Below are 26028 nucleotides of genomic sequence, written 5' to 3' on the forward strand. Positions count from 1 at the left end.
GGCGTTTCAGATCACGGAAACCCCGTCTTAGGGATTCGCGTCACCTGTGGTTGTTGTGCCACCCGTACCGCCTGTGCCACCTGCATCATCTCCACCATGGTGCGGCAGCCTGTGCGAGACCTCGTCGAGCTTATCGCCCAGCACACGCCGCACGACCACGTAAAACACCGGGATCAGCAAGAGCCCGAAGAAGGTCGCAAAGATCATCCCGCCAATCACGCCCGTGCCGATTTCATGCCGGGAAGAGGCGCCAGCCCCTGACGACAGCACGAGCGGCAATACCCCAAGAATGAAGGCCATCGAGGTCATCAGGATCGGGCGCAAGCGCTGCTTGCCCGCGGTCAGCACGGCATCGTAAAGCGTCATGCCGTGGGCCTGTCCTTCCACCGCGAACTCCACGATCAGAATGGCGTTCTTCGCAGCCAGACCGATCACGGTGACAAGACCGATCTTGAAGTAGATGTCGTTAGGCACGCCGGTCAACAGACAGAACGACAACATACCGAGCATGCCCAGCGGCACCACGAGCAGCACGGCGACCGGAATCGACCAGCTTTCGTACAGGGCCGCGAGACACAGGAACACCACCACGATTGACAGGATCATCAGCAACGTTGCCGAATTGCCGGCGATGATTTCCTGGTAGGACTGACCTGTCCAGTCCGCGGCGAAACCCGATGGCAATTGGGTGTTGATGATTTTCTGGACCGCATCCATGGCCTGACCCGTGGAGTAGCCCGGCGCAGGGTTGCCCACGATTTCGATTGCGGAGTAGCCGTTATAGCGCGGCAGCGCGACCGGACCCACATCCCAGTGCGACTTCACCACGCTGGACAACGGGACCATGTTGTACGGGCTAAGCGAGGTATCGGTTGCCGAGGGGTTGACGTTGGTCAGATAGCCACTGGTGTTGGTCGTGCTCGTGGCTGTACTGGTCGCGCCCGTCGATGCGCTGGTGATGCCACTCGGCGTGTAGATGTGCTGGAACGCGTCCACGCCCATCCGGTACGGGGCATCGGCCTGCAGATACACGCGCTTGACCCGGCCGCCATAAGTGAACTGATTCACATAGAACGGCGCGAGCTCCATCTGGATGGAGTTGTAGACATCCGTGAGCGACAGCCCCATGGCCTGCGCCTGCACACGATCGACAGACACCTGCAACTGCGGCGCTTCGGGCAGCGAATTGGGACGAATGCCGTACAGCGTCGGATTTTTGGCAGCATTGCCGAGCAGGATGCCTTCCGCCTTCGCCAGTTCCGCACGCGACTGGCCCGCACGCGCCTGCAGATACATGTCGACACCGCCGAACTGGCTCAAGCCGCGGATGGTCGGGAGATTGACGGCGAAGATCTGCGCGTCCTGCTGGCCATGCAAGAGCCTGTTGACCTGCGGAATCAGCTGCATTGCGGTTTGCGAGCGCTGGCCCCAGTCGGTCAACTTGATAAACGCCATGCCGACGTTCTCGCTACTGCCGACGAAGCTGAACCCCTCGACCTGGAACACGCTGTCGATGTCCTTGGCGATCGCACTATGCTCGAGCTTCTGCGACATCGCGGTCATTGCCGCATCCGTGCGCTGCAGCGTGGCGCCAGTCGGCAGATTGACGAGGGCGAGGATAAAGCCCTGATCTTCGTCCGGCACAAAGCTGGTCGGCAGACGGGTGTACAGGAAGCCCGTCAGCAGGACCAGCAGCAGGAACACGATCATCCAGCGCGGCGCGTGACGTACCGCACCGCCGATCTGCCTGAAGTAGGTTGCGTTGACCCGGTCGAAGCCCTTGTCGAACCAGCGGAACACGACATTCTTTTTGTGGTGGTCCGTCGGTTTGAGAATCGCGGCACAAAGGGCTGGCGTGAACGACATGGCGAGAAACGCCGACATCGCCATCGAGACCGCAATGGTCAGCGCGAACTGCGCATAGATGATGCCGGTGGCGCCAGGCTGCAAAGCCGAAGGGATGAACACGGCAGACAGCACCACGGTGATCGCGATGATGGCGCCGGTAATCTGGCCCATCGCCTTGCGGGTCGCCTCTCGAGGCGGGAGGTTCTCCTCGGTCATGATGCGCTCGACGTTTTCGATCACGACGATCGCATCGTCCACCACAATGCCGATGGCGAGCACCATCCCGAACAGTGTCAGCTGGTTCAGCGTGTAATGCAGCAGCGAGAGGCCGATAAACGTGCCCAGCAGCGCGACCGGAATGACGAGGGTCGGAATGATCGTGGCACGCAGGTTCTGCAGGAAGATCAGCATCACCACGAACACGAGCGCAATGGCCTCGATCAGCGTGCGCACCACATCGGTAATCGAAGCGGTAATGAACGGTGTCGTGTCGTAAGGCACATTCCAGGTGACGCCCGGCGGCAGATCCTTGGCGAGCACGCCCATTTCGGCCTTCACCGCCTTGGCGACGGCAAGAGCGTTGGCGCCCGGCAGCAGGTAGACGCCCATACCGCCGGCCGCCTTGCCCTTGTAGACCGCAGCCGAGCCGTAGCTTTGCGCACCGAAGGTGATGTGTGCAACATCGCTCAGCCTGACCACCGTGCCGTTACTGTTGGTGAGCAGGATGATGTCGTTGAACTGCTTGATCGAGGAGAACAGCGAATCGCCGGACACCGTCGCGGTGAAGACCTGGCCCTTGACTGCCGGATCGGCACCGAGCGAACCCGTGGCGAACTGCGCGTTCTGTGCGCTCACGGCGTTGAGCACCTGGGTCGTGGACAGGCCATAGCCTTGCAGCTTGTCCGGATTCAGCCAGATGCGCACGGCGTATTCCGATCCCAGCTCGAACGTGTTGCCCACACCATTGACCCGCGCAATCACCGGCTGGATCTGCGAGGCGACGATGTCGCTCAGACGGTAAGCGTCGATGGCAGGGTTGCTCGACTGCAGCGAGATGAACAGCAGAATGTCAGGGCTCGCCTTGGCGACCACCACACCTTGCTGGGTCACCGCGGCCGGCAGCAGCGGCTGGGCCAGTGCAACCTTGTTCTGCACCTGCACTTCCGCCGTATCCGGATTGGTGCCGGTCGCAAAGCTCAGCGTAATGGTGACAGTGCCGTTGGAATTGGATGCCGAGTTGAAGTACAGCAGGTTGTCGATGCCGGTCAGCTGCTGCTCGATCACCTGGGTCACGGTCGATTCCATGGTCGCCGCGCTGGCGCCAGGGTAAGTTGCCGTGACCGTTACTTCTGGCGGCGCGATGTCCGGATAGGAGTCGATGCCGAGATTCAGCATCGAAATCACCCCTATCAGGCAGATGAGAATCGGGATCACCCAGGCAAAGACTGGGCGATCGATAAAAAACTTTGGCATGGGACGAAGTCCTTATTGTGCGTTGCCGGCGGTCTGAACCCCTGATGCTGCGGCGGTGGCCGAGCCACCTTGTGCAGCAGCCGGTGCCTGCCACGGGCTTGCCTTCACCTGAGCACCTTCGTGCGCGCTTTGCAGCCCGGTGACGATCACCTGATCGCCGGCTGCGAGGCCGCCGGTGACGATCCAGTTGTTGCCGGAGTTGTCAGTTGCCGTGACGTCCTTGCGCACGACCTTGCTGCCTCCATCGACGACAAGCGCATAGGCGCCGACCGTGTCACGTTGCAGCGCCTCCTGCGGCACGAGGAAAACGTCGTGCTGCTGGCCGAGGTTGACGTTCATGGTCACGTACATGCCCGGCAGCAGCGTGTGCTGTGCGTTCGGCACCAGCGCGCGCAGGTTCACGGCGCCGGTGGTTGCGTTCACGGTGACGTCGGAGAAATCCAGCGTGCCTGTCTGGTTGTACGGGCTGCCATTGGGCAACACGATCTGCACGGTCGTCTTGTCCTGCTGGCTCAGCGCGACGTTGCCGCGGCTGGCCGCTTCGCGCAGTGTCAGCAGATCCGAAGCGCTGATGGTGAAGTTCACGTAGAGCGGATCGACCTGATTGACCGTGGTCAGCAAGGTGCCGCTGGAACCCGCGTCGGCGGTGCTGCTGCCCACCACGGCGCCGACGGTAACCTGCTGCTGGCTGGCGATGCCGCTGATCGGCGAGGTCACCTTGGTATAGCCGAGGTTGACCTTCGCGCTATCCACGAGTGCCTGGTCGGCCTTGACCTTGGCCGCGTCGGTGCGCACCAGCGCATCGGCGTTATCGACCGTCTGTTGCGAAACCGAGCCAACCGGCAACAGCTTGTGGAAGCGCGCTGCGTTGACCTTGTCGTTGAGATACGTGGCCTCGTCTTCGCCGAGAATGCCGAGGTCGTTGTTCAACTGCGCCTGATAGAAGGTCGGGTCGATCTCGAACAGCGCCTGGCCGGCCTTGACGTCGCTGCCTTCCTTGTAGACGCGCTTGATCAGCACGCCGGAAACGCGCGCGGTGACGTTGGCGCTCAGGTAAGGCGAAAGACGTCCGACCAGATCGCGCGTCAGCGCCACGGTGGTCGGCTGGACGGTGACCACGCCGACCTGCGGCGGAGGCGGCGCCGACGCCTGACCGGATTTGCCGCAACCGGAAAGCGCGGACAGTGCAAACAGGGCAACGCACAGCAACGGTATTGACTTCATGGAGACTCCATTTTTTTCCGATTCCCGACGCAACCGGCCGTCGCTGGACTGGACGCTTCGCTCTCCAAAGCGATCACGTTCAAGGCGATCTTTCATTGCGACGGGGCTCCCGATGTTTGATTCGACGATTGCGGCGCGGCATTCGCACTGGTGCTGACTGCTACACCCTTGGCGTCATCCCACTGCCAGCCGCCGCCGAGATTTTTGACCAGCGTGACGCTGCTTTCCGTCAACGCTGCCTGTGTGTCCTTCAGATTCTGCGCGGCCTGCAACAGCGTGAGCTGCTGCGTCAACACGGCTTCCTGGCTCGCCGTGCCGGCCTGCATCTGGGCCTGCTGGCTCGAGAAAAGCTGCTGGTTGCGCTTGTAGATGTTGGCGAACGCCTGCTCCTGCTGCTGCAGATGGTTGTAAGACGACAGGCTGTCCTCGACGCTCTGGAACGCGGACAGCACGGTCCCGCGATACGTGGCGACCTGCTGGTCGTACGTGGCCTCGGCCTCGTGGACCGCCGCAGAGCGCGCACCGCCGTCGAAGATCGTCGCGGCGAGATCCGGGCCGAGCGTCCAGAAGCGGCTCGGCATCGAGAACAGATGCGCGAGGGCGTTGTGTTCGAAGCCGCCTTGCGCCGAGAGCGTAAGCGTTGGGAAGAAAGCGGCCTCGGCGACGCCGATCTTGGCGTTAGCCGCGGCGGCCGTACGTTCCGCGCTCACGACGTCATAGCGCCGTTCCAGCAATTCCGACGGAAATCCGAGCGGCACGGCGGGGGTCGCGAACGTGTAGTCGCTTTGCGCCGGCAGCGTGAAGCTGGCCGGCGGCTCGCCGATCAGCACCGCGATGGCGTGTTCGTCCTGCTCGCGGGAGGTCTCCGTGGCTTGCAGGTCGGCGATCACCAGTTCGAGGTTGTCCTGATCATCGAGGAGCGTGTCGTTCGAGACCGTTCCCTGCAGGAAGCCCGCGCGGTCCATCTCCAGAATTTTGGCGTCGATCTGTTGCTGCTGTTTCAGCGAATCGATGTCGATATCGGCCTGACGCAGTGCGAAATAATCGATGGCGAGGCTGGCGGCGATCGACAGACGCTCGCCGGCGAGCTGGGCGTCGCTGGCCTGAGCGCTGGCCTTGGCCGACTCGATCGAGCGCCGGACACTGCCCCACAGGTCGATTTCCCAGCTGGCGGACGCGCTGGCGGACACGAGGTTGCTCGTATAAGGCTGACCCGTGATGCTCTCGACAGCGGCCGTACGGGAGCGCGAGCCCGACGCATCCACCCCGATGGTGGGGAACAGGCTCGCGACATTCGCATCGATCGTGGCCTTGGCGACCCGGTAGGCGGCTTCCGCTGCGGCGATCGACTGGTTGGCCTTAAGCGACTGATCCACAAGGTGGGACAGCGTGTCGTCGTGATAGTCGAGCCACCAGGTGCTGGAAAGCGCCCCTTGCGGGTTGGCCTGCGCGCGCTGCCAGTCGGCGCCTTCCTTGAAGGTGGCGGGAATGTCCTGCGGCGGCTTGTGATAGTCGGGACCGACGGCGCAAGCCGCGAGGCATAGCGTAGCCGCCAGCGCGCAGCCGGAGCGCAGGGTGCGTAGCGGCGCCGTTGCTGGCGCTGGCTTGCGGGGACGGCGTGAGTCGGGTGATACAAAGGTCGACCGGGAGGAAGCGTCCGTGCGAACCGGACTACTCATCCTGGATACATATAGAGCGAGTCGACCGAGTGGAGACTGGTTGCTCAAGTGAACTCCGTTTAGCCGTATTCAAAACTTCTATGTTGTCGGGCAACAGATGAGCGCCACACTGATTTGCGCACCCGACATCGGTGGAACCGCAACAGCAGAATGAGCGGTGATCTTACTCGATGTGCAAAAAGCAGGAGCACGTTAAATGAAATCGCACTTCGATAAATTTCACTTTGAAATAATCCGAAAAAAAGCCTAACGTCCGCTCCCATGCACGGCGGCTATGATCGCATCATCTGAGCTATTGAGCAGCCGCGGTGTCGCAGGGCATGGATGCGCGACAGAAAGCGGCTGAATGCTAATGAGGCGGACGAAGGCGCAAGCGCTCGACACGCGTGCAACGATTCTCGATGCAGCAGAGGCCATGTTCTTCAGTCATGGCGTCACGCAAACCACGCTGGACGAAATCGCCGATGCGGCCGGGGTGACCCGAGGGGCGATCTACGGTCATTTTAGAAATAAAGACGCGATCTTCGATGCCATTTTTGAGCGATTTGCTCTGCCGCTCGACCCTTTCGGCGTTCCCCTGCCTCCGGACGAGCCCAATCCACTCGGTACGCTGCGCACGGAACTTGAAGTGCGGCTCTCGCGGGCGTTGCGCGAAACGCGTATGCGCCACCTCTACAGCATCGTGTTTGCGCGCTGTGAATCGACTGAGGAGACGGCGCGGTTCTGGCGGCGCGTCCGGGCCGCCAACCGTCTGGCGGAGACCCAGATCGAGCAGGCGTTGCTCCATGCGGTCTCGTGCGACCAGTTGTCCGCCGACCTCGACGCGTACCAATCCGCCTTGTTTATTCACGCCACCCTTACAGGAGTCTTTCGAAATGACCTGCTGAGACGCCGGCACAACACCAGGCTGAATCTGGGTAGGATTGTCGGTTTGACGTTTCAGTGTCTGTCACGGCACTGACATGAGCCCCCGGCGACTCGCCTGCGGGTTCACGTTTCAATCAGGACTGACAGGAGGGTGTGGATGGAGAGTGAAGCGATTCAGGTCCTGCTCGTAGACGACGATGCCGGTCTACGTGACCTCCTCAGGAAATTTTTTCAGCAGCGCGGCATCGAGTTCTCGGTTTTGCATAACGCCACCAATATCGCCAATCGCCTCGCGCTCGAGCGGCCATCCATCGTAGTGCTTGACGTCATGATGCCAGGCGTGGACGGCTTGACCGCACTCAGGCAATTGCGCGAGGCGGGCGACACTATTCCCGTCATCATGCTGACTTCGCTTGCGGACGAAATGGATCGGGTCGTGGGGCTCGAGTTCGGCGCCGACGACTATCTGGGCAAGCCGTTCACGCCGCTCGAGCTGCTGGCGCGTATCAAAGCGGTGCTGCGCCGCCATTCGGGCCAGCCGTCCCCAGCTGTCAATGGACGCCAGGCGATTTACCGCTTTGGCCGGTTTCGCCTCGATCTCACTGCGCGCGCCCTGTTCTGCGACGACAAGCGCATCAAGCTGACGGGCACGAACTACGCGCTGCTTGAAGTGCTGGTGACGCATCCGATGGAGACGCTGTCGCGCACAAAACTGCTCGACATGCTGTACGGCCCCGACGCGGACATCACCGAGCGCGGCATGGATCTGGCCGTGTGGCGCCTGCGCAGACTGCTGGAAGAGGACCCCTCCCAACCCTGCGTGATCCAGACCGTACGCGGGGTGGGCTATATGTTTGCTCCGAGCGATGGCGGCGACGGCAATGAAAAATCCGTTTAATACACTCTTTGGACGCGCGGCACTGATGACCACGAGCCTGCTCGTGCTGGCCTACGCGGCCATGGTGTTCATGCTCGGCCGCGAAGCCAACCAGATGCATGCCGAGCATGCGTCGCGCGGCATCCAGGTGGTCGAAGAGTCGCGGCGTGATGGTATCGAGGCGACGAGGCACATTGCTTCGGCGCTCGGCGCCACCTATCTCGACGGGCGCGATACGAACCCAGGCGACGGACCGCCTTCACGGCGCGAAACACACGGACTGTACGAGAACGCGTTGCGTGAGAATCTGCCGCCGGGCAGTCAGGTCGTGTTGTCCGGCGACACAGGCACGGTCTGGGTGCGCTATGCCGGCGACGCCAACTGGATCCGCATACCGGGCGCTACGTTGACCGAAGCCCGCATGCACACCGCGTTGGCCTTGATGCTCGCGTTGGCCATCGCGGTGGCGTTCCTCGGAGCCTGGCAGGCCCAGCGGCCGCTGCGCAGGCTGGCCAATGCGGCACGCGAGTTTCGTATTGGCGTCAGCACACCCGTCGTCAGTGTGAGCGGGCCGCGCGAGGTGGCGGAACTGATCGTCAGCTTCAACGAGATGATTCGCGAGATCAGCGAATACGAACAGGAGAGGGCGATGATGCTGGCGGGCGTCGCTCATGATCTGCGCACGCCGCTCACGCGGATGCAGGTTCGCGCCGATCTGCTGCCGCACGGGGCAGAGCGGATGGGTTTCCTGGGCGATGTCGAATCGCTCGGGCGCATCGTCAAGCAGTTCCTCGATTTCGTGCGCGACCGTGCGGATGGATCGCCGCTCGTGTCCGTGGACTCGTTTTGTCAGAGCCAGTACGGCAACGTTCCGCAGGACGGGGACACGGAAAGCTCGCTCGTGACGCTGGATCTGCGTGCTGCTGGACACTTCAGACTGCCGCTGGTCGACCTCGACCGCATCCTCGCCAATCTGCTGGAGAATGCCATGACGTACGGCGAACCGCCCGTCGAAATCGCGACCAGCTTGCAGCACGGCAAATGCGTTTTGACGCTGCGCGATCACGGCCCCGGGATTCCCGACGACCAGCTCGAGCACGCCTTGCAACCGTTCGTCCGTCTCGATGAGGCTCGTGGCGGCGATGCCCATTGCGGGCTGGGACTCTCGATTGTGCGAAGACTGGTGCGCCGCAATGGCGGGACGTTTTGTCTGGTCAATGCGGCGGACGGCGGCTTGCTGGTTACGCTGACCTTTCCGGACCGTGCGGGATAGTCAGGAGTTCGTACCTTACTGAGGAATGATCCGCTCGGTCTTAAGCTTGTCGAACAGCGCGAAAAACGAGTCGGGAGTGCTTTGATAATCGAGGAAGCCGGCTTTGCGGCTCTTCGTCATGTCCGTGACCACTTCCATGGGGCGTCCAAGGTCAGCGTCGGTGTGCCACCATGACACCAGCTTGCCAATATCCGCTTCCTCCAGGTTGAAGCGTGTGGCGATCTCGCTCCATGCCGGCGCGGCTTTCTGCATGCGTGTCTCGAGCGGACGGACTTCGCCGTCGAATGGCACGGCCTCGATGCCGAAATAGCCGGCAATCTGCGACCACATCCATTTCCAGCGGAACACATCGCCGTTGACCACGTTGAAGTCTTCGTTGCGCGCAGCGTCGGACGTGGCGGCCCATTCAAGGTGACGTGCGAGCAGGCGCGCGTCGGTCATGTCGGTCAGGCTGTTCCACTGCGCTGCGGAGCCGGGAAACAGGAACGGTTGGCCCGTCTGTTTGCAAAGCGTCGCGTAGACCGCGAGCGTGACGCCCATGTTCATTGCGTTGCCGATCGCGTAGCCAATGATCGTATGCGGCCGGTGCACGCTCCAGCTAAAGTCATACTGTTGCGCGGCTTCGAACACACGGTCTTCCTGCTCGTAGTAGAAATTCTCCACGACCTGGCGGCCCTGTTCCTCGCGAAACGGCGTAATGGGTACCGCGCCGGTCGCGTACGCTTCGAACGGTCCGAGATAATGTTTCAGGCCCGTGACAAGCGCCGCATGCGAAACGCTGCCCGAGGGCCCAACGGCATCCAGCACGTGACGCACCATGCCGCCATTCACGCGAATGTTGTCCTTCTCCGTCGCCTGGCGAGACCATGCAGTGAAAAAGATATGGCTAAAGGATTTTCCAGCCAACGCTTCGCTTACGGATGCCGCGGAGGTCAGATCGGCGGTAATCGGTTCGACCGCCTGCGGCAACGCTGTGCGGCCGCGCGAAAGACCGGCAACAGTCCAGCCGGTCGAAAGCAATTGATCGGCCAGGTTGCTGCCGACGATACCGCTTGCGCCAATAATAAGTGCCCGGTTTTGCATGAGATTGATAGTCACAAAATGAAAATGTCTGTCGAAAGCAGTGGTGATCTAGCGGAACCGCTGCAAAGACGGATCGGTAATCGGCTGTTCCGGCAGATTCAGCATGGCCGGCAATGAGCTCAAAGGCGGCAAGCCGCTGACATCTGCCCAGCGGCCACCGCTCGTCATGTAGATGATGGTCGGCGTGCCGTCGAAGCCGAGGCTTTGGAACGTTTTTATATTGCCGTCCAGCTTGGTTTGCGTCGCTGGCGGCACCTTTGCCAACGGTGCGATGCCGCCCGACTCTTCTTTCTCGGAGAATTTCGTCTCGAGTTCATGCATCAACGCCGGACCATTCTGTGCCTGGAGCAGCGCGGCGGCCTTGCCGGCCGAATCCGGTTTCAGGAAGCCCATCGGGATCCAATGCACCTGCAAGCCGGCGGCTTCGTAGGGCTGGAACGCTTTCCATGCGTAGTGACAGAAGATGCAGTTGGGGTCCATGAAAACATAGATCGTCGATTTGACGTTTTTGCCCGAAGCGCCTTCCACGATCGCCGGCGCGTTCTCGAACGTCGCCGCTGCTGAGGCCGGCAGATAGGTGGGGGCGGGCTGGTCCGCCGCTACAGCAAAACCGGACACCATGATCGCGGCCGCAGCAGCGACATGTCTTACAGGTTTGAACATAAAACGCTCCTCTGGATGCAGGTCGAACGTACGCAGGTTGAACGTACCACGGCGTGAATTCGCTAATTGTCCACGATCCTGGAGTTTGGCGTGCGCAGCTACGCAGGCAGGAGGTCCGCCGCGCGGTATTCACAGCGGCAAAATGGGGTCTCGTAGCGATCTGGCGATCGTGACCGTGCCCGAATATCAGATTGGCCCGCGCTTGCCTGGACTTCGGCCTTGATTGGTTGGCGACCCCACGGTTGCCGTTCCTCGATCAGGTAGACTTTGGACGGCTCGCGACTACCGGATCGGTCATGGACGCCCAGTTACTGATTATCTGCTCGCTGACTTTTGTCATTCATGTCGTCGCACTGAATGTGGTTGCGATGACGCTGTGAACGGGAGAGGGTATGAACTGGCTCGACAATTTATTGCCGCCGCAGATCAAGCAAAGCGATCCGGCGCGCCGCAAGGTCATTCCTGAAGGCCTGTGGTTCAAGTGCCCAGCGTGCGAAGCGGTGCTTTATCGCGGCGACGTCGAAGCGAATCTTCATGTCTGCCCTAAATGTTCTCATCACATGCCTATTGGCGCCCGTGAGCGGCTGGACCATCTGCTCGACGCGGAAGGGCGCTGTGAGATTGGCCGCGAAGTATTGCCGGTCGACCCTCTAAATTTCAAGGACAACCGCACCTATCCCGATCGCCTGAGCGAAGCAATGGAAGACACGGGCGAGACTGACGCCTTGGTGGTCATGGGAGGGGCGATCCACTCGATTCCGGCCGTGGTGGCGTGCTTCGAGTTCGGATTCATGGCAGGTTCGATGGGGTCGGCTGTCGGCGAACGATTTGTGCGCGGCGTACAAAACGCCCTCGAGCAACGTACGCCTTTCGTTTGCATTGCCGCGTCTGGCGGCGCACGCATGCAGGAAAGCGTGTATTCGTTGATGCAAATGGCCAAAACCACCGCCATGTTGACCCGGCTGGCGGACGCGCGACTGCCGTTCATCTCTGTGCTCACGAATCCAACCACAGGTGGCGTATCGGCAAGCTTCGCCTTTCTCGGCGACGTGGTGATGGCCGAACCGAAAGCAATGATCGCGTTTACGGGCGAGCGGGTAATCGAGCAAACAGTACGCGAGACGTTGCCGGCGGGATATCAGCGCCCGGAGTTCCTGCTGCGGCGGGGCGCGATAGACATGATTGTGGACCGCCGCAAGATGCGCGACGAAATCGCACAACTGATGGCACTCCTGACCTTGCAGGCGACGGATGCGATTATGTGATGTTGACGGACTAAAGTTAGATGCGCTGGCCGGCTATCACGCGGCCAGGTGTTCCACATACGCGCATAACATGTCGGCCATTTCCGCGACCCATTTTTCGACATCGGCTTTCGACTTCGCCTTTTCGGAAACCGCTTCACCGACTTGCGACATGGTTGTCACCAACAGCTCGGCAACAAACGCACGGCGCGCGGTCGTCAGATCAGGAAGCGCTTCTTTCACGAAGGCGACTGCCACGCGCATACCGGCTTGTTTCTGCTCGCGCGCCTCGAGCGATTCGCGATAAAGCGGCGCCGCGTCCTCGAGTGCAATGCGAAACGCAGCTTCCTCATATTCGGTCTGGAAGAATGCCTGCACGGCTGAGCGCAGCCGGTCCAGAGGAGGGCGCGTGGGGTCGTTGAGGAGGCTCTCCAGCAACGCGTGGGTCCTTGTCCATTCCTCTGTCTGCAGCCGGAACAGCATGGCCTCTTTGTTCGGGAAGTACTGGTAGAGAGAACCGACGCTCACCCCAGCCGCTTCCGCTACCCGTGCTGCGGTAAAACGCGGCGCGCCTTCCCGCTCTAAAACGCGAACTGCGGCTTCAAGAATGTCCGCTACAAGGCGGGTTGAACGTTCCTGCTGTGGACGCTTACGTGCTGTCACGACGGGGCCTTGCCGGCGTTTCATGTCTGTGCCTTCCGAATGCGAATAGTAAATGCGACTAATTGTTCGTATTCTATCCACATGCACAACAACGTGTATTCCATTCAAAGGGTTCATTCATGATCACACTGACTCAACCGCCCGTATCTACCGTTCTGGAACAGCTATTCGCCGATGCAGACGCATCGCGGGCGCTTATGCACAGGCAGATGGCCGCTCTCTCATCCGCGGAACGCGATGCATTGATGGCAAGCGCGCGATCCGAGGACTATCAGGGGTTTTATAGGCATGCGAAGGAATTCCATCTTGCGGTCTCGAGGCAGACCGGCGCGCTGCTCTATATGTATGCGCGCATGACGAAGGCGCACTCGATTATCGAGTTCGGTACGTCGTTTGGCGTATCGACTTTGCACCTGGCCACAGCGTTGCGGGACAACGGCGGCGGACTGCTGATCACCACCGAGTTCGAGTCTTCGAAGGTTGCCGCGGCGCGCAGGACGATTGCCGCTGCCGGTCTCGGCGACCTGGTTGAGGTGCGCGAGGGCGATGCGCTCGAAACGCTTGCGAGCGGACTGCCGGAGCACGTCGACCTGGTCCTGCTCGATGGAGCGAAGGCGCTGTACCCGGCGGTTTGCTCGCTGCTTGAACCGCGCTTGCGCGCAGGCTCCGTGCTCGTGGCCGACAACGCCGACTGGAGCCCGGAGTACCTGGAAATCGTGCGTTCGAGCGGCAGATACTTCTCGCAAGGCTTGGCGGACGACGTAGAAGTTTCGATCAAGTTGTAGGCCGCCGCGCCACGCCGCGACGAAGACTACACAGACTGCTTTTGCAGCGCCTCGATGGCCTTGGCGACGCCCGCGCCGTAGGCGGGGTCCGCCATCGTGCAATGCTCGATATGCAGTTGCTGAATCGGCTTCGATACGCCGTTCATGGCCCGCGCGGTGTTCTCGAACAACACCTGCTTTTGCGCGGGGGTCATCTGGCGAAACAGCGCGCCGGGCTGAGAATAGTAGTCGTCGTCCACACGATGATTCCAGTGATCGGCTGTGCCTTCAATTGACAGCGGCGGTTCGCGGAAATCGGGTTGTTCCTGCCATTCGCCGCGCGTGTTGGGTTCATAGGAGGTCGCGCCACCCGAGTTCGTGTCGACGCGCATGAGCCCGTCGCGGTGATAGCTGTGCACGTACCTTGCGCCGCGCGGAGCGTTCACGGGGATCTGATGGTAGTTCACGCTCAGACGATAGCGCTGGGCGTCGCCGTACGAGAAGAGGCGCCCTTGCAACATCTTGTCGGGCGAGAAGCTGATGCCCGGTACGACGTTGGCCGGCGCGAATGCTGCCTGCTCGACATCGGCGAAGTGGTTTTCGGCATTGCGGTTCAATTCCATCACACCCACTTCGATGAGCGGATAGTCGCTTTTCGGCCAGACCTTGGTCAGATCGAATGGATTGATGTGATAGCTGCCGGCGTCCTTCTCCGGCATGATCTGCACGGACAGAGTCCAGCGAGGAAATTCGCCGCGCTCGATCGCTTCGTAAAGGTCGCGATGATGTGTTTCGCGATCGCGGCCAACCAGCCCTTCAGCCTGGGCATCCGTCAGGTTTTCGATTCCTTGCTGCGAACGGAAGTGGAACTTGACCCAATAGCGCTCGTTCTTCGCATTGATAAAGCTGAACGTGTGGCTTCCGAATCCGTGCATATGACGGAAAGTTTTCGGGATGCCTCGCTCGCTCATCACGATCGTGATCTGGTGTAACGCTTCAGGAAGCTGCGTCCAGAAGTCCCAGTTGCTTTCTGCGCTGCGCAGACCCGTGCGCGGATCGCGCTTGATTGCATGGTTCAGGTCGGGGAATTTAAGGGGATCGCGCAGGAAAAAGACCGGCGTATTGTTGCCAACCAGATCCCAGTTACCTTCCTCGGTATAGAACTTGAGCGCAAAACCGCGGATATCGCGTTCCGCGTCAGCCGCACCGCGTTCGCCGGCAACGGTCGAGAAACGGGCAAACATCTCGGTCTTCTTGCCGATCGCCGAAAAAATCTTTGCCCGCGTGTATTGCGTGATGTCGTGTGTGACGGTGAAGGTTCCGAATGCGCCGGATCCCTTCGCGTGCATCCGCCGTTCGGGGATCACTTCACGGTCGAAATGCGCCAGCTTCTCGAGAAACCACACGTCTTCGAGCAATGCGGGACCGCGTTGTCCGGCAGTCCTGATGTTCTGGTTATCGACGACGGGCGCGCCGAATACGGTTGTGAGCTTCGCCATGCTAATCAACTCCTTTGATTCCAAAGATATAGAGGGAGGGCGAGAGGTGCAGAAGTGGTCATTGCCTGCAGACTCGCCGTTTCCTGTCCAGAATTACGAAGAAGGCTTCGCGAGATAGAGGATCCGTTCCAGCTGCGCCGGCGTATCGGGCGCTCCCATGCGATTGACCGCGCCCATTGCGTTTTCTCCGTGTGCGAGGTGCTGCATGACGATCCTCCTTTAGTCCGCGCAGCCGCAGCCGGCGTGGTGAGAGTGACCGGCCTGGCTGTCGTCCCATGCGGAGCCAAGGATAATCTGGCAGAAATTCAGGCGCTTGTAGGTCGGGTCGCGAAGCTCGAGAACGTCGGCCTTGACGTTGCCGAACGTGGTTCCGGGTTTCTTGATCGTGCCTTGAGCGAACGCATCGATGATGTCGTTCTTGAAGGATTTCTCGCGCGGGTGCGCGGCGACGACCTGGATCCGTTGTTCTTCGCTGAACTCGTGATAGGTGAGACCGAGCACGTCCATCTCGACGCCGGCGGTGACCAGCGCGACGACGGGCTTCATGTGTTCGGGAACGCCGGGCGTCGTATGCAGTGCGATGGAGGTCCAGACCTGCTCGATGTCATATTCGTTCACGCCATACTGCGTGAGGAAGTCGCGCGCTGCGTTTGCACCATCGACTTCGAAGCGGTCTGTCTTGCTGCTGTATGCATCGACGAGCCCCATGTCGTGGAACATCGCGCCGATATACAGCAGTTCCGGATCGTACTTGAGATTTTTGCGTTGACCGGAGAGTGCGCCGAACAGGAACACACGCCGGGAATGGTTGTAGAGCAGGTCCGGTTCGGTGTCGCGGACCAGTTCAGTAGCAGCACGTGCCATGATGCTGTCGGGGATCTTGATTCCGGCGATGGTGGTAGTCATATAGTATTCCTTAGTGATGGTTGAGGAGCTGTTGATAGTGGTTCTGGCGAGTGTGCTGGCCGCGAGCGGTGAAGCGGGGCGCCCGCGACCCGATGCTGCTATTCAGGTGAAAAAGCCAGGTGAGACTGGATCGCTGGCGGGAAACGTCAGCATCAAATACTCGTCGAGGAGATCGTCTTCACTCGCATGCACAGCGTGTTCGGCGAGTGCGCGAAACGTGGCGCGGACGGTAGCCGAAGCGGGCGCGGCAGCGAGTGAGGGGTGTTCGACAGGGTGGTTCATGATGTCCGTCCGAAGTCGCGTTGATGGAGACCAGTATTGGTCAACGCCCCTTGACGGGCAACGACGAAGAACCGTGCATCACTGCCAGGCGCACGACGTTTTCTGCCGTGGCGGGGGATAGGGTGAGTTTATTGAGGTGATTGGCTCGTTTTCGGGCGAGCGGGGAGTGCCGATTCGCGGGCTTGGGGTGCGTGTTCAGTGCACGCTGTGAAGGCCCGGATGGTTTGATTCTGGTGGTTGTGTGGGTTTCGTTGCGTTGGGTCTGGATGACGTTCGCGCATGGGATGAAGCATCTTCGCGTAGGGCTTACGCGAAGATGCTTTCGGTTCGCTAGAGCGGTTTTAGTGCGGAGTTGCTGAGGTTAGTGGCCGCCGTGACCACCGCCGCAACCGCCACTACTGCCGCCTCCGTGGCCGCCACTGCCGAAGCCGCCCCCGTGACCGCCGCTGCCGAAGCCGCCACTGCCGAAACCGCCGCTATGGCCGCCGCTGCCGAAGCCACCGCTGCCGAAGCCGCCGCTATGGCCGCCGCTGCTGTGACCGCCGCCGTCGCCGGAGCCATGGCCGCTGTCGCCGGAGCCGTGGCCTCCGTCACCGCTGCCGTGACCGCCATCGCCGGAGCCGTGGCCTCCGTTGCTGCTGCCGTGACCACCGTCACCGCTGCCGTGACCACCGTTGCCGCTGCCGTGACCACCGTCGCCGGAGCCGTGACCACCGTCACCGGAGCCGTGACCGCCGTCACCGGAGCCGTGACCACCGTCACCAGAGCCGTGACCGCCGTCACCGGAGCCGTGACCGCCGTCACCGGAACCGTGACCACCGTCGCCGGAGCCGTGACCACCGTCGCCGGAGCCGTGACCGCCGTCACCGGAGCCGTGACCGCCGTCACCGGAGCCGTGACCACCGTCACCAGAGCCGTGACCACCGTCGCCGCTGCCATGGCCGCCATCGCCGGAACTGTGGCCGCTGCCGCTACCATGGCCGCCATCGCCGCTGCCGCGACCACCGTCACCGGAGCCGTGACCGCCGTCGCCGCTACCGTGGCCGCTGTCGCCCGCACAACCACTGCCCGAGCCACCCGTGCCCGAGCCACCCGTGCCCGAGCCACCCGTACCCGAGCCACCCGTACCCGAGCCACCCGTGCCCGAGCCACCCGTGCCCGAGCCGCCCGTGCCCGAGCCGCCCGTGCCCGAGCCACCCGTGCCCGAGCCACCCGTACCCGAGCCACCCGTACCAGAGCCACCCGTACCAGAGCCACCCGTACCAGAGCCACCCGTACCAGAGCCACCCGTACCAGAGCCACCCGTACCAGAGCCGCCGGTGCCAGTACCACCGGTACCCGAGCCGCCCGTGCCAGTACCACCGGTACCCGATCCGCCCGTACCAGATCCACCCGTACCAGATCCACCCGTACCAGACCCACCCGTACCAGACCCACCCGTACCAGACCCACCCGTACCCGATCCACCCGTACCAGATCCACCACTGCCCGAACTACCACTCCCAGACCCACCACTCCCGCTACCCGCACCACCGCTACCTTTACCACCACCACCCGCAGCCCCGGCCCCGGCATTGCCGGTTCCACTACTCCCTGATCCCTGGCTTCCGGACGCCGTGCCATTCGTTCCACTCGACGGGGTACCCGCGCCGAATGCGCTTTGCGGACCTACCGTGCCACCGGTATCCGAATCTTGCAGGCCACTAAGCAACGCCGGCAGGCCATTACCGTCCTCCTTGCGGCATCCATGCGTGCTTGACTGGGGACAATCTTGTGTCGGGTCTTGAGCCAACACAAATTGCGGGGGACTACTCTCGCTCTTCCAGAGTGGCGCAGTTTGCGCGGCGTATGGATTCGATTGGGCACAAGCCATTCCCGCATATAAGGTCACTGCGGTTGCAATCGCTATCCTGCACATTCCGATCGAGCCGGATGCACTTTTATATCTTTTCATATCGTACCCCTAATTATCTATTCGAAGCCGGTTCCTGGGGAGCCGTTCAAAGTCCTCCCGTTTACAGAGGCCGGGTCTTCGTGACCGTGTCAGGCGGAATCGTGGGTCTCCTAACCATTCCCCGAAGTCCGCTCGTAGAACAGATCTGGATATGACGGAATGTGATCCGTGCGCGTGGCGCGTGCACCTCTATACCCGACGCAAAGGGGATGCATCCCGTTGATACAGACGCAAATGAAAGGTAGTGGAGCAGGTACAGACACACTGTTCGGCACCACACGCATAGAGCAGATGCGAGCGGATTTACTCGTAATACGAAGTTAAAAACTGTCAAATAGCGTTAGATTTACCGGGCTAAAATGAAAATGGAATTTTCTGACAATCAATATGGAATCCGAATTAAACGTGCTGGTTTTAAACAGATGGGAGTGCGTTGATAGAGGGGATTGCGCCCGCAGAGGCCGATGCGATTTCTCCGTCAAACGTCGGTCATACAGATTTGGCGGTGAGGGGATTTTAGAATCTGGGAGACACTCTCATCTGATCATTGATCGAGAGTAAAAAATTTCCTCGGCGAGAAAAATGCTGCAAAAACGACCGAATTTGCGTGAATGCCATCCGCTGATGCAAGGGCGGCCGAGGGTAAACCTGGGAATGAGATGAGCGATGCATGGCTCAGAGCATTCGTAGTAGGTTGTTCGCGCCTCACGCTTCGAGTTTTTCGATGTCAGCTTTGACGTGTAGTTCGATGTGCTTCGGATGTTTTACACGCGCGCGTTTCGGCGCCTGTTCGAGCATCGCGTCCGACGGCAGCAATACGCAGGCACGGATGGCCAAGACTGATAGTTCGGACACCAATTCAAATTGGATGGTGAGCGTTCGTGGTCTGTCGAAAGGCCCGCTGAAGGGCACATTGTTCCGCCATAACGACGACTCGAGTTCGCATCTGAAGCGGGCATTCCTGCCGCCACCGCGGGCGACCGACTTCTGAGCGCGCTAGTGGGCTGAGCGCAGGATCCGGGGCGAGGTGTTGATCCGGCCCCGCTGCCCGCGGCCGTCGGCATTGCGCCGAGCGGGCGTCCCGATTGTCAGATTTCCGAGAAAAGTCATTTCCAAACTTAGGTATTTACCCTGGGCTGCTCGCCTCATAGACTGTATTCACCTGCTGCACACCAACCTGTTTGCAGCGCCGTGTAAAACAATTTGTGGAGGTTTTAATCATGAACTCGATCATCAAGGCTGTCGCCATCGCTGTCGCTCTTTCCGCTCCGGTGGTTTCATTTGCTCAATCGAACCAACCTTTGACGCGTGCAGAAGTGCGCAGTCAACTGGTGCAACTGGAAAAGGCCGGTTATAACCCCGCCTCGGCCGACAATGCCACGTACCCGGCTGACCTGCAGGCTGCAGAAGCCAAAGTCGCCGCACAAAACGGTGCAACTGACGTCGGCGGCGTCGCAAACGGTTCGTCGGATACAGGACACCGGGCCATTTCGAAGGCCGAGTGGAACGAGATGTACGGCCACTAAGGTCTAGCCAGACACACGCTGAAGGATCTTGACGCGTCGGCATAGCGAATACCGTGCAGTCAAAGCATTGCGCCGCGACACGTTACCATCCACGAAACTGGCTCGCTAGCGGGTTGGACCGCAGTAGCGAGCCGGTTTTGTTTTGAACACCTCCGCCGTCGGATTCCCGATGGCTTCGCTCAGGCCTTCACGGTCTGGGCGCTTTTTGTTATTCATCAATGCTGGTTCACGTCCGGGCAACTGCTTCACCCCGTTCAGCGCGCGGCCCAAAGCAGTCCACGCAACATGATTTCGCGCGCTTGCGGGACCTCGAAATCGGCGTTGACGTGCCCTAGCGAAGAATAGAACACCCTGCCTTTGCCCCACTTGCGTTTCCACGCGACCGGCATGACGACACCCGTTACCTGTGGCTCATGTTCCCGAACATACGGCCCGTCGAAGCAGGTCGTCGCAAGAACCTCGTTGCTCGGATCAAAATGCATGAAGTACTGCTCTGAGTGCATCGAGAAATCGGCGAGACCGTGCATAACGGGATCATCGGGTGCCGTGATCTGAACGGTGTAGTCCACGATGTTGCCGGGATGCGCAACCCATTGGCCCCCCACCATGAACTGGTAGTCGGGGTTCGCACGGTACGCGTCGCCGGCGCCCCCGTGCCAGCCTCCGAAACCCACACCGCCACGAACCGCTCGAACTCGCCGCGATTGGTTGGCAAATGCCAGACCCGCTCGCTGATCCGGCGTGCCGGGCCGTGAGGCTTTAGCGCATAGGCCTCGCAAATCGCGGCGAAGGTGGCGTTCGGTTGGTCTATTCAGATCTGTTCAGCTGGACCGTACCGATAAGGATGGCCGCTCAGGAACGTGTTGTGGCCGACGTAGCGCCGCTTGTACGTGGCAGGCCGGAACAGGACTGATGGATCGTTGCTGACGATACCGAGAAGCGGGTACAGGTCGCGTCTTACGAAAAACGCGTTGTTGCCCATGTCGTCGCAACACACCAGTTCAAAGCCTTTGCGCTTCGACAGATGATGCAGCGATTCCAGACTCACGCCGTACGCATCAGCCGTCACCAGAGATCGTTGCCCAAGCCGATGTGCCTCACGGCACGGTCCATACTTTCATCATGGACTCGGCAGATAGTGTCATCTCAGCTGGAGTCGCGAGGTCGATGTCTACGTCCCGGCCGACTACGTCCCAGGTACGGCAGCCCCCTTCATCGTGTATGGCGATGGCGGCCCGCACGGCTTCTTCAAGGCGCAGAAGCTCTTCAACGTGCTGGACAATCTCATCCACGCGCACAAACTGCCGCCGATGATAGCGATCGGTATAGGCGCCGGCGGACAGGATGCGCAGGGCGCCGAACGGGGCCGCGAATATGACGCGGTGTCCGGCACCTATGCTGAACGGGTCGAGCAGGAGGTGTTGCCGCGTGTCGAACAGAATGCGCATGTGGTGTTGACGAAGGATCCGGATGGCCGGTCGCGCCGCTTGCCGACGGTATGCATGACTGGACCGCGGCCAACGAGGACATGGCGCGCGTTCTCGCCGCCAAGGGTTACCACTACCAGTTCGTGTTCTCCCGCCTGAAATCGTCACGTCATACGGGCTAACCCGAATGCAAGAAAGTATCGGTTAGCGGCCCGATTTTCAGTGGTGGAACATCTGCAAGAGGGTTAATTTTCAGTCATGGCTGGGCGCGGTGCAGCGTACGCGGACTGGCTGAAAAGAGACTCAGGAGGAAGACAGATGCACACCACCCGGGGTGCCACGGCGCGCGCGGATGCCCGCAGCGCCAATATCGCCCAGCCCGATCTGGAACTGGTCGCCGTGCCGCGCGACGAATCGTTCAAGGTCTGGTCGCACGGGTACCCCTATCGCACCGTGCGCTGGCACTTCCACCCCGAATACGAGATTCATCTGATCACATCGACAACAGGGAAATTCTTCGTCGGTGATCACATCGGTAGCTTTGAGCCCGGCAATCTCGTGATGACAGGCTCGAATCTGCCGCACAACTGGGTGAGCAGTGTGCCGCAAGAGACGCGTGTGGACGAACGCTGTCTTGTCCTGCAGTTCGATGCCGAATTCGCTGCGCGTGCCATCGCGGCTTTCCCCGAACTCAAGCGCGTGGAGCCCTTGCTCGACGCCTCGCGCTGGGGTGTCCTGTTCACGCCGAAAACCGGCATCGCGGCCGAACCGATCATGCGCGAGATGCTGGGCGCGCAAGGCATCCGGCGCATCACGCTGTTCGTTGCGTTGCTCGATGTGCTTCTGCAAAGCACCGAACAGGTCAAGCTGGCGAGCGCCGCTTATCGTTCGGATCCTGCCTCGTACGTCGAGACGCATATCAATCACGTGCTTGCCTACATTGGCAAGAACCTGTCGCAGGAGTTGCGGGAAACAGAGTTAGCCGAACTCGCGGGGCAGAGCGTGAGCGCCTTCTCACGATACTTCCGCAGGCACGCGGGCCTCACCTTCGTGCAGTACGTCAACCGGCTGCGCATCAATCTCGCGTGCCAGTTGCTGATGGCGGGCGAACTGAGTATCACCGACATCTGCTATCAGGTCGGTTTCAACAACCTCTCGAACTTTAACCGGCAGTTCCTGTTGCTAAAGGAAATGCCGCCGTCGCGATGGCGCGCGTATCAGCAGCTCAACGCTGCAAGCGCCAAGGAATCGCCCGAGGCCGCGCACGCCTCGTAGGCGTTCGGCCAGCACCTGTTTTACGCCCCACCACGGCAGCAATAGCGCCGGAATTTTTCTAATAAACGGAGACACTCAATGAATAGCTTTCCTAACAAACTGATCGGCGCCAGCGCACTTACCCTGAGCATGCTCGGCACGACGGCGGCGTTCGCCGCGCCCAGTGGCACGGTCGCCTTTCTGATGCCCGATCAGGCGTCGACTCGCTACGAGCAACATGATTTCCCCGGCTTCAAGGCCGAAATGAGCAAGCTCTGTCCGGACTGCAAGGTGCTCTATCAGAACGCCAATGCCGACGTCGCGACGCAGCAGCAACAGTTCAACTCGGTGATCGCACAGGGTGCCAAGGTGATCGTGCTGGACCCGGTCGATTCGACGGCCGCCGCTTCGCTGGTGCATATGGCGCAGGGGCAGGGCATCAAGGTGATTGCGTATGACCGCCCGGTGCCATCGACGCCGGCCAACTACTACGTGTCGTTCGACAACGAAGGTATCGGCAAGGCGATTGCGCAATCGCTCGTCGAGCATCTGAAGGAAACCAATGTGCCGACGAGCAAGGGTGGTGTGCTCGAGGTCAACGGTTCGCCGACTGACGCAGCGGCAGGGCTGATCAAGAAGGGCATCCACGCCGGGTTAGCGGGCAGCGGTTACAAGACGCTCGCCGAATATGACACGCCGGACTGGGCGCCGCCGAAGGCACAGCAGTGGGTCAGCGGTCAGATCACGCGCTTCGGCTCGCAGATCGTCGGCGTGGTGGCGGCCAACGATGGCACGGGCGGCGGGGCCGTCGCGGCCTTCAAGGCGGCTGGCGTCAACCCGGTGCCGCCGGTGACGGGCAACGACGCAACGCTCGCCGGGCTGCAGTTGATCATCGCAGGCGACGAGTACAACACGATTCTCAAGCCGAGCGAGATCGTCGCGGCAGCGGCAGCGAAGGTGGCCGTTGGCTTCCTGAACGGCCAGACGCCGAAGGGTGAAACGACGCTCTTCAACACACCGACGCAACTCTTCAAACCGGCCGTCATCACGGCGAAGAACCTCAAGGCGGAGGTGGTCGACAAGGGGTTCGCGAACGCCAAGGATCTGTGCACCGACCGCTATGCCGAAGGGTGCAAGAAACTCGGTATAGCGAACTGATCCAGCGCAAGCAGACGCTGGATGGGATCCGGCTCGTGCCGGATCCGGCTACTTTTGATGAGGTATCCGTCCCATGACTGACAACTCCAACACACGGTCCACGCGAGGCGAGCTGGTGCTGAGCCTGCGCGGCGTCTCAAAGCACTTCGGAGCGGTCTCGGCTCTGACGGACATCGAACTCGACGTGCATGCCGGCGAAGTCGTCGCCCTGGTGGGCGACAACGGTGCCGGTAAATCGACACTGGTGAAAGTGCTCGCCGGTGTCCATCAACCCAGCTCCGGAACGATCACCTTCGGCGGCAAGGAGGTCGCGCTGACCAATCCGGCCGCGGCGCTCGATCTCGGCATCGCCACAGTGTTTCAGGACCTCGCGCTGTGCGAGAACCTCGATGTCGTCGCGAACATCTACCTTGGGCGCGAGATGAATCCGCTGCGCCTCGACGAGGTTGCAATGGAGGTCAAGGCCTGGACGTTGCTGAACGAACTATCGGCCCGCATCCCGAGTGTGCGCGATGTGGTCGCGTCGCTTTCGGGCGGTCAGCGCCAGACGGTGGCAATCGCCCGCTCACTGCTACTGGATCCGAAGCTGATCATGCTCGATGAACCGACGGCGGCGCTCGGCGTAGCGCAGACCGCCGAGGTGCTGAACCTGATCGAGCGGGTCCGCGACCGTGGCCATGCCGTGATCATGATCAGCCACAACATGGAGGACGTTCGCGCGGTGGCGGACCGGATCGTCGTGCTGCGTCTCGGATGCAACAACGGCGTGTTCTATCCCGACTCGTCGAATCAGGAACTGGTGGCGGCAATTACCGGCGCCACCGAGAACGCTGTGTCGCGCCGCGCCGGGCGGCGCCAGGCCGAGCAGGGCGCCTAGACAAAGGAACCATCATGAGCAAAGAACTGCAAGGCGCTCCACAGCCTGATACGCAAGGCGCGGTGAAGCCTGCCACGCTGCTCGATCGCAGCGACGTGCGTGTCAAGCACGCCAGCGGGATTGGCGGCACCGTGTACGCGTTCGTCGAGCGGGTGCGCTCGGGCGATCTCGGATCGCTGCCGGTGGTCGCGGGTCTTATCATTATCTGGACCGTGTTCACTAGCCTGAACCCGGTGTTTCTATCGGCTGATAACCTGGTCAATCTGCTGTTCGACTGCTCCACGGTGGGCGTGATTTCGCTGGGCATCGTTTGCGTGCTGATGGTGGGGCAGATCGATTTATCGGTAGGTTCGATGAGCGGCTTCGCTTCGGCCCTCCTCGGGATGCTGTGGGTCAATCACGGCTGGCCGGTACTGCTGGCTATCCTCGCGGCCATTGTCGTCGGCGCGGTGGTGGGTGCGGTGTATGCGCTGCTGCTCAACCGGTTAGGCATGCCAAGCTTTGTGGCGACGCTGGCTGGTCTGCTCGCGATCCTCGGGATGCAGCTCTACGTGCTTGGTGCCAGCGGGTCGATCAATCTGCCTTATGACACGGCGATGGTGAACCTCGGTCAGCTGATCGTCATTCCCGCTGTCGTTTCTTACGTCATTGCATTGGTACCGGGTGCGGTGATGCTGGTGCTTGGGCTGCGGACGAGGGAGCGGCGTCAGGCGTCGAATCTTTCGGCGCCGTCGGTCGGTAGCCTCGTCATACGCGCGCTTGCCATCACGGTGCTGCTGGAGATCGTGGTGGCTTACCTCAACCGCGGACGAGGCGTTCCGTTGATGTTTGGCCTCTTTCTCGGCATAGCGGTCGCCATGGACTATGCGCTGAAGAGGACGCGTTGGGGCCGCTCGATGCATGCGGTCGGTGGTAATCACGAAGCGGCGCGGCGGGCGGGTATCAATGTCGGCGCTATCTATACGAGCGCGTTTGTGTTGTGCGCGAGTCTTGCCGCGCTCGGCGGCGTGTTGACCGCGGCACGGCTGGCTTCGGCCAGTCAGCAGGCGGGCACCGGCGACGTCAATCTGAACGCTATTGCGGCGGCGGTGATTGGCGGCACCAGTCTGTTCGGCGGACGCGGCAGCGCGTATTCGGCGGTGTTGGGGATCATTGTGATCCAGTCGATTGCGAGTGGTTTGACCTTGCTGAATCTGTCGTCGTCGCTGCGTTTCATGATCACCGGTGCGGTGCTGGCGATTGCGGTGATCGTCGATTCGCTGGCGCGTCAGTCCCGCGTTTCACATGGCCGCGCGTAAATCCAGAGAATTTTGTAACTTCGTTGCGCGGGACCAGAGTAACGCGCTAAAGCGCTAACGCTGGTCGACCGCAGTCAACTGCATGGGACCGGAGTAAGCGCTGAAGCGCTAACTCCGGTCGACCGCAGTCAACTGCATGGGACCGGAGTAAGCGCTAAAGCGCTAACTCCGGTCGACACCGGAGAGTAA

At 61.1% G+C, this 26028-nt stretch carries 22 protein-coding genes and 1 pseudogene; 11 read left to right on the forward strand and 12 right to left on the reverse strand.

What is annotated here, in order from left to right; translation table 11 throughout:
• Positions 1–27: 27 nt before the first annotated feature.
• The 3 genes from P3T24_RS02280 to P3T24_RS02290 all read right to left on the reverse strand — a co-directional run bounded on the left by P3T24_RS02280 (position 28) and on the right by P3T24_RS02290 (position 6272).
• Entirely contained in the window at positions 28–3321 is a 3294-nt protein-coding gene (locus P3T24_RS02280) for an efflux RND transporter permease subunit (protein ID WP_429407934.1), read from the reverse strand.
• Positions 3322–3333: 12 nt separating this feature from the next.
• On the reverse strand, positions 3334–4545 hold the full coding sequence (locus P3T24_RS02285) for an efflux RND transporter periplasmic adaptor subunit (protein WP_429285840.1): 1212 nt from the start codon (positions 4543–4545) through the stop codon (positions 3334–3336).
• A gap of 92 nt (positions 4546–4637) precedes the next feature.
• Positions 4638–6272 carry an efflux transporter outer membrane subunit gene (locus tag P3T24_RS02290; RefSeq protein WP_429432016.1) on the reverse strand — a complete coding sequence of 545 codons (1635 nt, stop codon included), beginning with the start codon at positions 6270–6272 and terminating at the stop codon, positions 4638–4640.
• A gap of 304 nt (positions 6273–6576) precedes the next feature.
• Here P3T24_RS02290 and P3T24_RS02295 point away from each other — a divergent pair, with 304 nt between their 5' ends.
• The 3 genes from P3T24_RS02295 to P3T24_RS02305 all read left to right on the forward strand — a co-directional run bounded on the left by P3T24_RS02295 (position 6577) and on the right by P3T24_RS02305 (position 9241).
• Complete coding sequence (locus tag P3T24_RS02295) at positions 6577–7185, forward strand: TetR family transcriptional regulator (protein ID WP_429433222.1); 609 nt, start codon at positions 6577–6579, stop codon at positions 7183–7185.
• A 63-nt stretch (positions 7186–7248) separates the two neighbouring features.
• A complete protein-coding gene (locus P3T24_RS02300) occupies positions 7249–7989 on the forward strand; it encodes a response regulator (protein WP_429285837.1) in 741 nt (246 codons plus the stop codon).
• Positions 7973–9241: an ATP-binding protein gene (locus P3T24_RS02305; protein WP_429285836.1), complete on the forward strand. Its 1269-nt coding sequence runs from the start codon at positions 7973–7975 to the stop codon at positions 9239–9241. Before P3T24_RS02300 ends, P3T24_RS02305 begins: the two co-directional genes overlap by 17 nt.
• A gap of 15 nt (positions 9242–9256) precedes the next feature.
• Here the strand turns inward: P3T24_RS02305 and P3T24_RS02310 are convergent, their stop codons facing one another.
• Positions 9257–10324, reverse strand: coding sequence for an SDR family oxidoreductase (locus P3T24_RS02310; RefSeq protein ID WP_429433224.1), 1068 nt, complete (start codon positions 10322–10324; stop codon positions 9257–9259).
• A gap of 48 nt (positions 10325–10372) precedes the next feature.
• Entirely contained in the window at positions 10373–10987 is a 615-nt protein-coding gene (locus P3T24_RS02315; protein WP_429432019.1) for a thioredoxin fold domain-containing protein, read from the reverse strand.
• 392 nt (positions 10988–11379) lie between these two features.
• Here P3T24_RS02315 and accD point away from each other — a divergent pair, with 392 nt between their 5' ends.
• Positions 11380–12252, forward strand: a complete 873-nt coding sequence (gene accD / locus P3T24_RS02320) for an acetyl-CoA carboxylase, carboxyltransferase subunit beta (protein WP_074268884.1) — start codon at positions 11380–11382, stop codon at positions 12250–12252.
• Between the two features lie 36 nt (positions 12253–12288).
• Here accD and P3T24_RS02325 read toward each other — a convergent pair whose 3' ends face one another.
• Positions 12289–13011 (reverse strand): TetR family transcriptional regulator, encoded by a 723-nt coding sequence (locus tag P3T24_RS02325; RefSeq protein WP_429432022.1) that lies wholly within the window; start codon positions 13009–13011, stop codon positions 12289–12291.
• A gap of 2 nt (positions 13012–13013) precedes the next feature.
• On the opposite strand from P3T24_RS02325, the gene P3T24_RS02330 reads away from it, so the two are divergent.
• A complete protein-coding gene (locus tag P3T24_RS02330; RefSeq protein WP_429432025.1) occupies positions 13014–13679 on the forward strand; it encodes an O-methyltransferase in 666 nt (221 codons plus the stop codon).
• Between the two features lie 26 nt (positions 13680–13705).
• Here P3T24_RS02330 and P3T24_RS02335 read toward each other — a convergent pair whose 3' ends face one another.
• The 4 genes from P3T24_RS02335 to P3T24_RS02350 all read right to left on the reverse strand — a co-directional run bounded on the left by P3T24_RS02335 (position 13706) and on the right by P3T24_RS02350 (position 17968).
• Positions 13706–15157 carry a catalase gene (locus P3T24_RS02335; RefSeq protein ID WP_429432028.1) on the reverse strand — a complete coding sequence of 484 codons (1452 nt, stop codon included), beginning with the start codon at positions 15155–15157 and terminating at the stop codon, positions 13706–13708.
• 219 nt (positions 15158–15376) lie between these two features.
• On the reverse strand, positions 15377–16063 hold the full coding sequence (locus tag P3T24_RS02340) for an HD domain-containing protein (protein ID WP_429432031.1): 687 nt from the start codon (positions 16061–16063) through the stop codon (positions 15377–15379).
• Between the two features lie 102 nt (positions 16064–16165).
• Positions 16166–16345 carry a hypothetical protein gene (locus P3T24_RS02345; protein ID WP_429432033.1) on the reverse strand — a complete coding sequence of 60 codons (180 nt, stop codon included), beginning with the start codon at positions 16343–16345 and terminating at the stop codon, positions 16166–16168.
• A gap of 330 nt (positions 16346–16675) precedes the next feature.
• Positions 16676–17968, reverse strand: a complete 1293-nt coding sequence (locus tag P3T24_RS02350) for a hypothetical protein (RefSeq protein ID WP_429432036.1) — start codon at positions 17966–17968, stop codon at positions 16676–16678.
• A 1551-nt stretch (positions 17969–19519) separates the two neighbouring features.
• Between P3T24_RS02350 and P3T24_RS02355 the strand changes: the two genes are divergently transcribed.
• Positions 19520–19825 (forward strand): DUF4148 domain-containing protein, encoded by a 306-nt coding sequence (locus P3T24_RS02355; protein WP_074268876.1) that lies wholly within the window; start codon positions 19520–19522, stop codon positions 19823–19825.
• 254 nt (positions 19826–20079) lie between these two features.
• Here P3T24_RS02355 and P3T24_RS02360 read toward each other — a convergent pair whose 3' ends face one another.
• Together P3T24_RS02360 and P3T24_RS02365 are read right to left on the reverse strand one after the other, a co-directional pair.
• Positions 20080–20604 carry a ThuA domain-containing protein gene (locus P3T24_RS02360; RefSeq protein WP_429432039.1) on the reverse strand — a complete coding sequence of 175 codons (525 nt, stop codon included), beginning with the start codon at positions 20602–20604 and terminating at the stop codon, positions 20080–20082.
• Between the two features lie 32 nt (positions 20605–20636).
• Positions 20637–20894 (reverse strand): hypothetical protein, encoded by a 258-nt coding sequence (locus P3T24_RS02365; RefSeq protein ID WP_429432042.1) that lies wholly within the window; start codon positions 20892–20894, stop codon positions 20637–20639.
• 136 nt (positions 20895–21030) lie between these two features.
• Between P3T24_RS02365 and P3T24_RS02370 the strand changes: the two are divergent.
• The 5 genes and pseudogenes from P3T24_RS02370 to P3T24_RS02390 all read left to right on the forward strand — a co-directional run.
• A pseudogene (locus P3T24_RS02370) lies at positions 21031–21216 on the forward strand (hypothetical protein); the annotation flags it as partial.
• Between the two features lie 354 nt (positions 21217–21570).
• A complete protein-coding gene (locus P3T24_RS02375; RefSeq protein WP_083611741.1) occupies positions 21571–22527 on the forward strand; it encodes an AraC family transcriptional regulator in 957 nt (318 codons plus the stop codon).
• Positions 22528–22605: 78 nt separating this feature from the next.
• Positions 22606–23664 carry an ABC transporter substrate-binding protein gene (locus P3T24_RS02380; RefSeq protein ID WP_429432046.1) on the forward strand — a complete coding sequence of 353 codons (1059 nt, stop codon included), beginning with the start codon at positions 22606–22608 and terminating at the stop codon, positions 23662–23664.
• Between the two features lie 73 nt (positions 23665–23737).
• Positions 23738–24541, forward strand: a complete 804-nt coding sequence (locus tag P3T24_RS02385) for an ATP-binding cassette domain-containing protein (RefSeq protein WP_429432049.1) — start codon at positions 23738–23740, stop codon at positions 24539–24541.
• 14 nt (positions 24542–24555) lie between these two features.
• Positions 24556–25839 carry a sugar ABC transporter permease gene (locus P3T24_RS02390; RefSeq protein ID WP_429432052.1) on the forward strand — a complete coding sequence of 428 codons (1284 nt, stop codon included), beginning with the start codon at positions 24556–24558 and terminating at the stop codon, positions 25837–25839.
• Positions 25840–26028: the final 189 nt, after the last annotated feature.

Origin of the sequence: Paraburkholderia sp. GAS33 (assembly GCF_050436645.1) — a bacterium.
GTDB lineage: Bacteria > Pseudomonadota > Gammaproteobacteria > Burkholderiales > Burkholderiaceae > Paraburkholderia > Paraburkholderia phenazinium_B.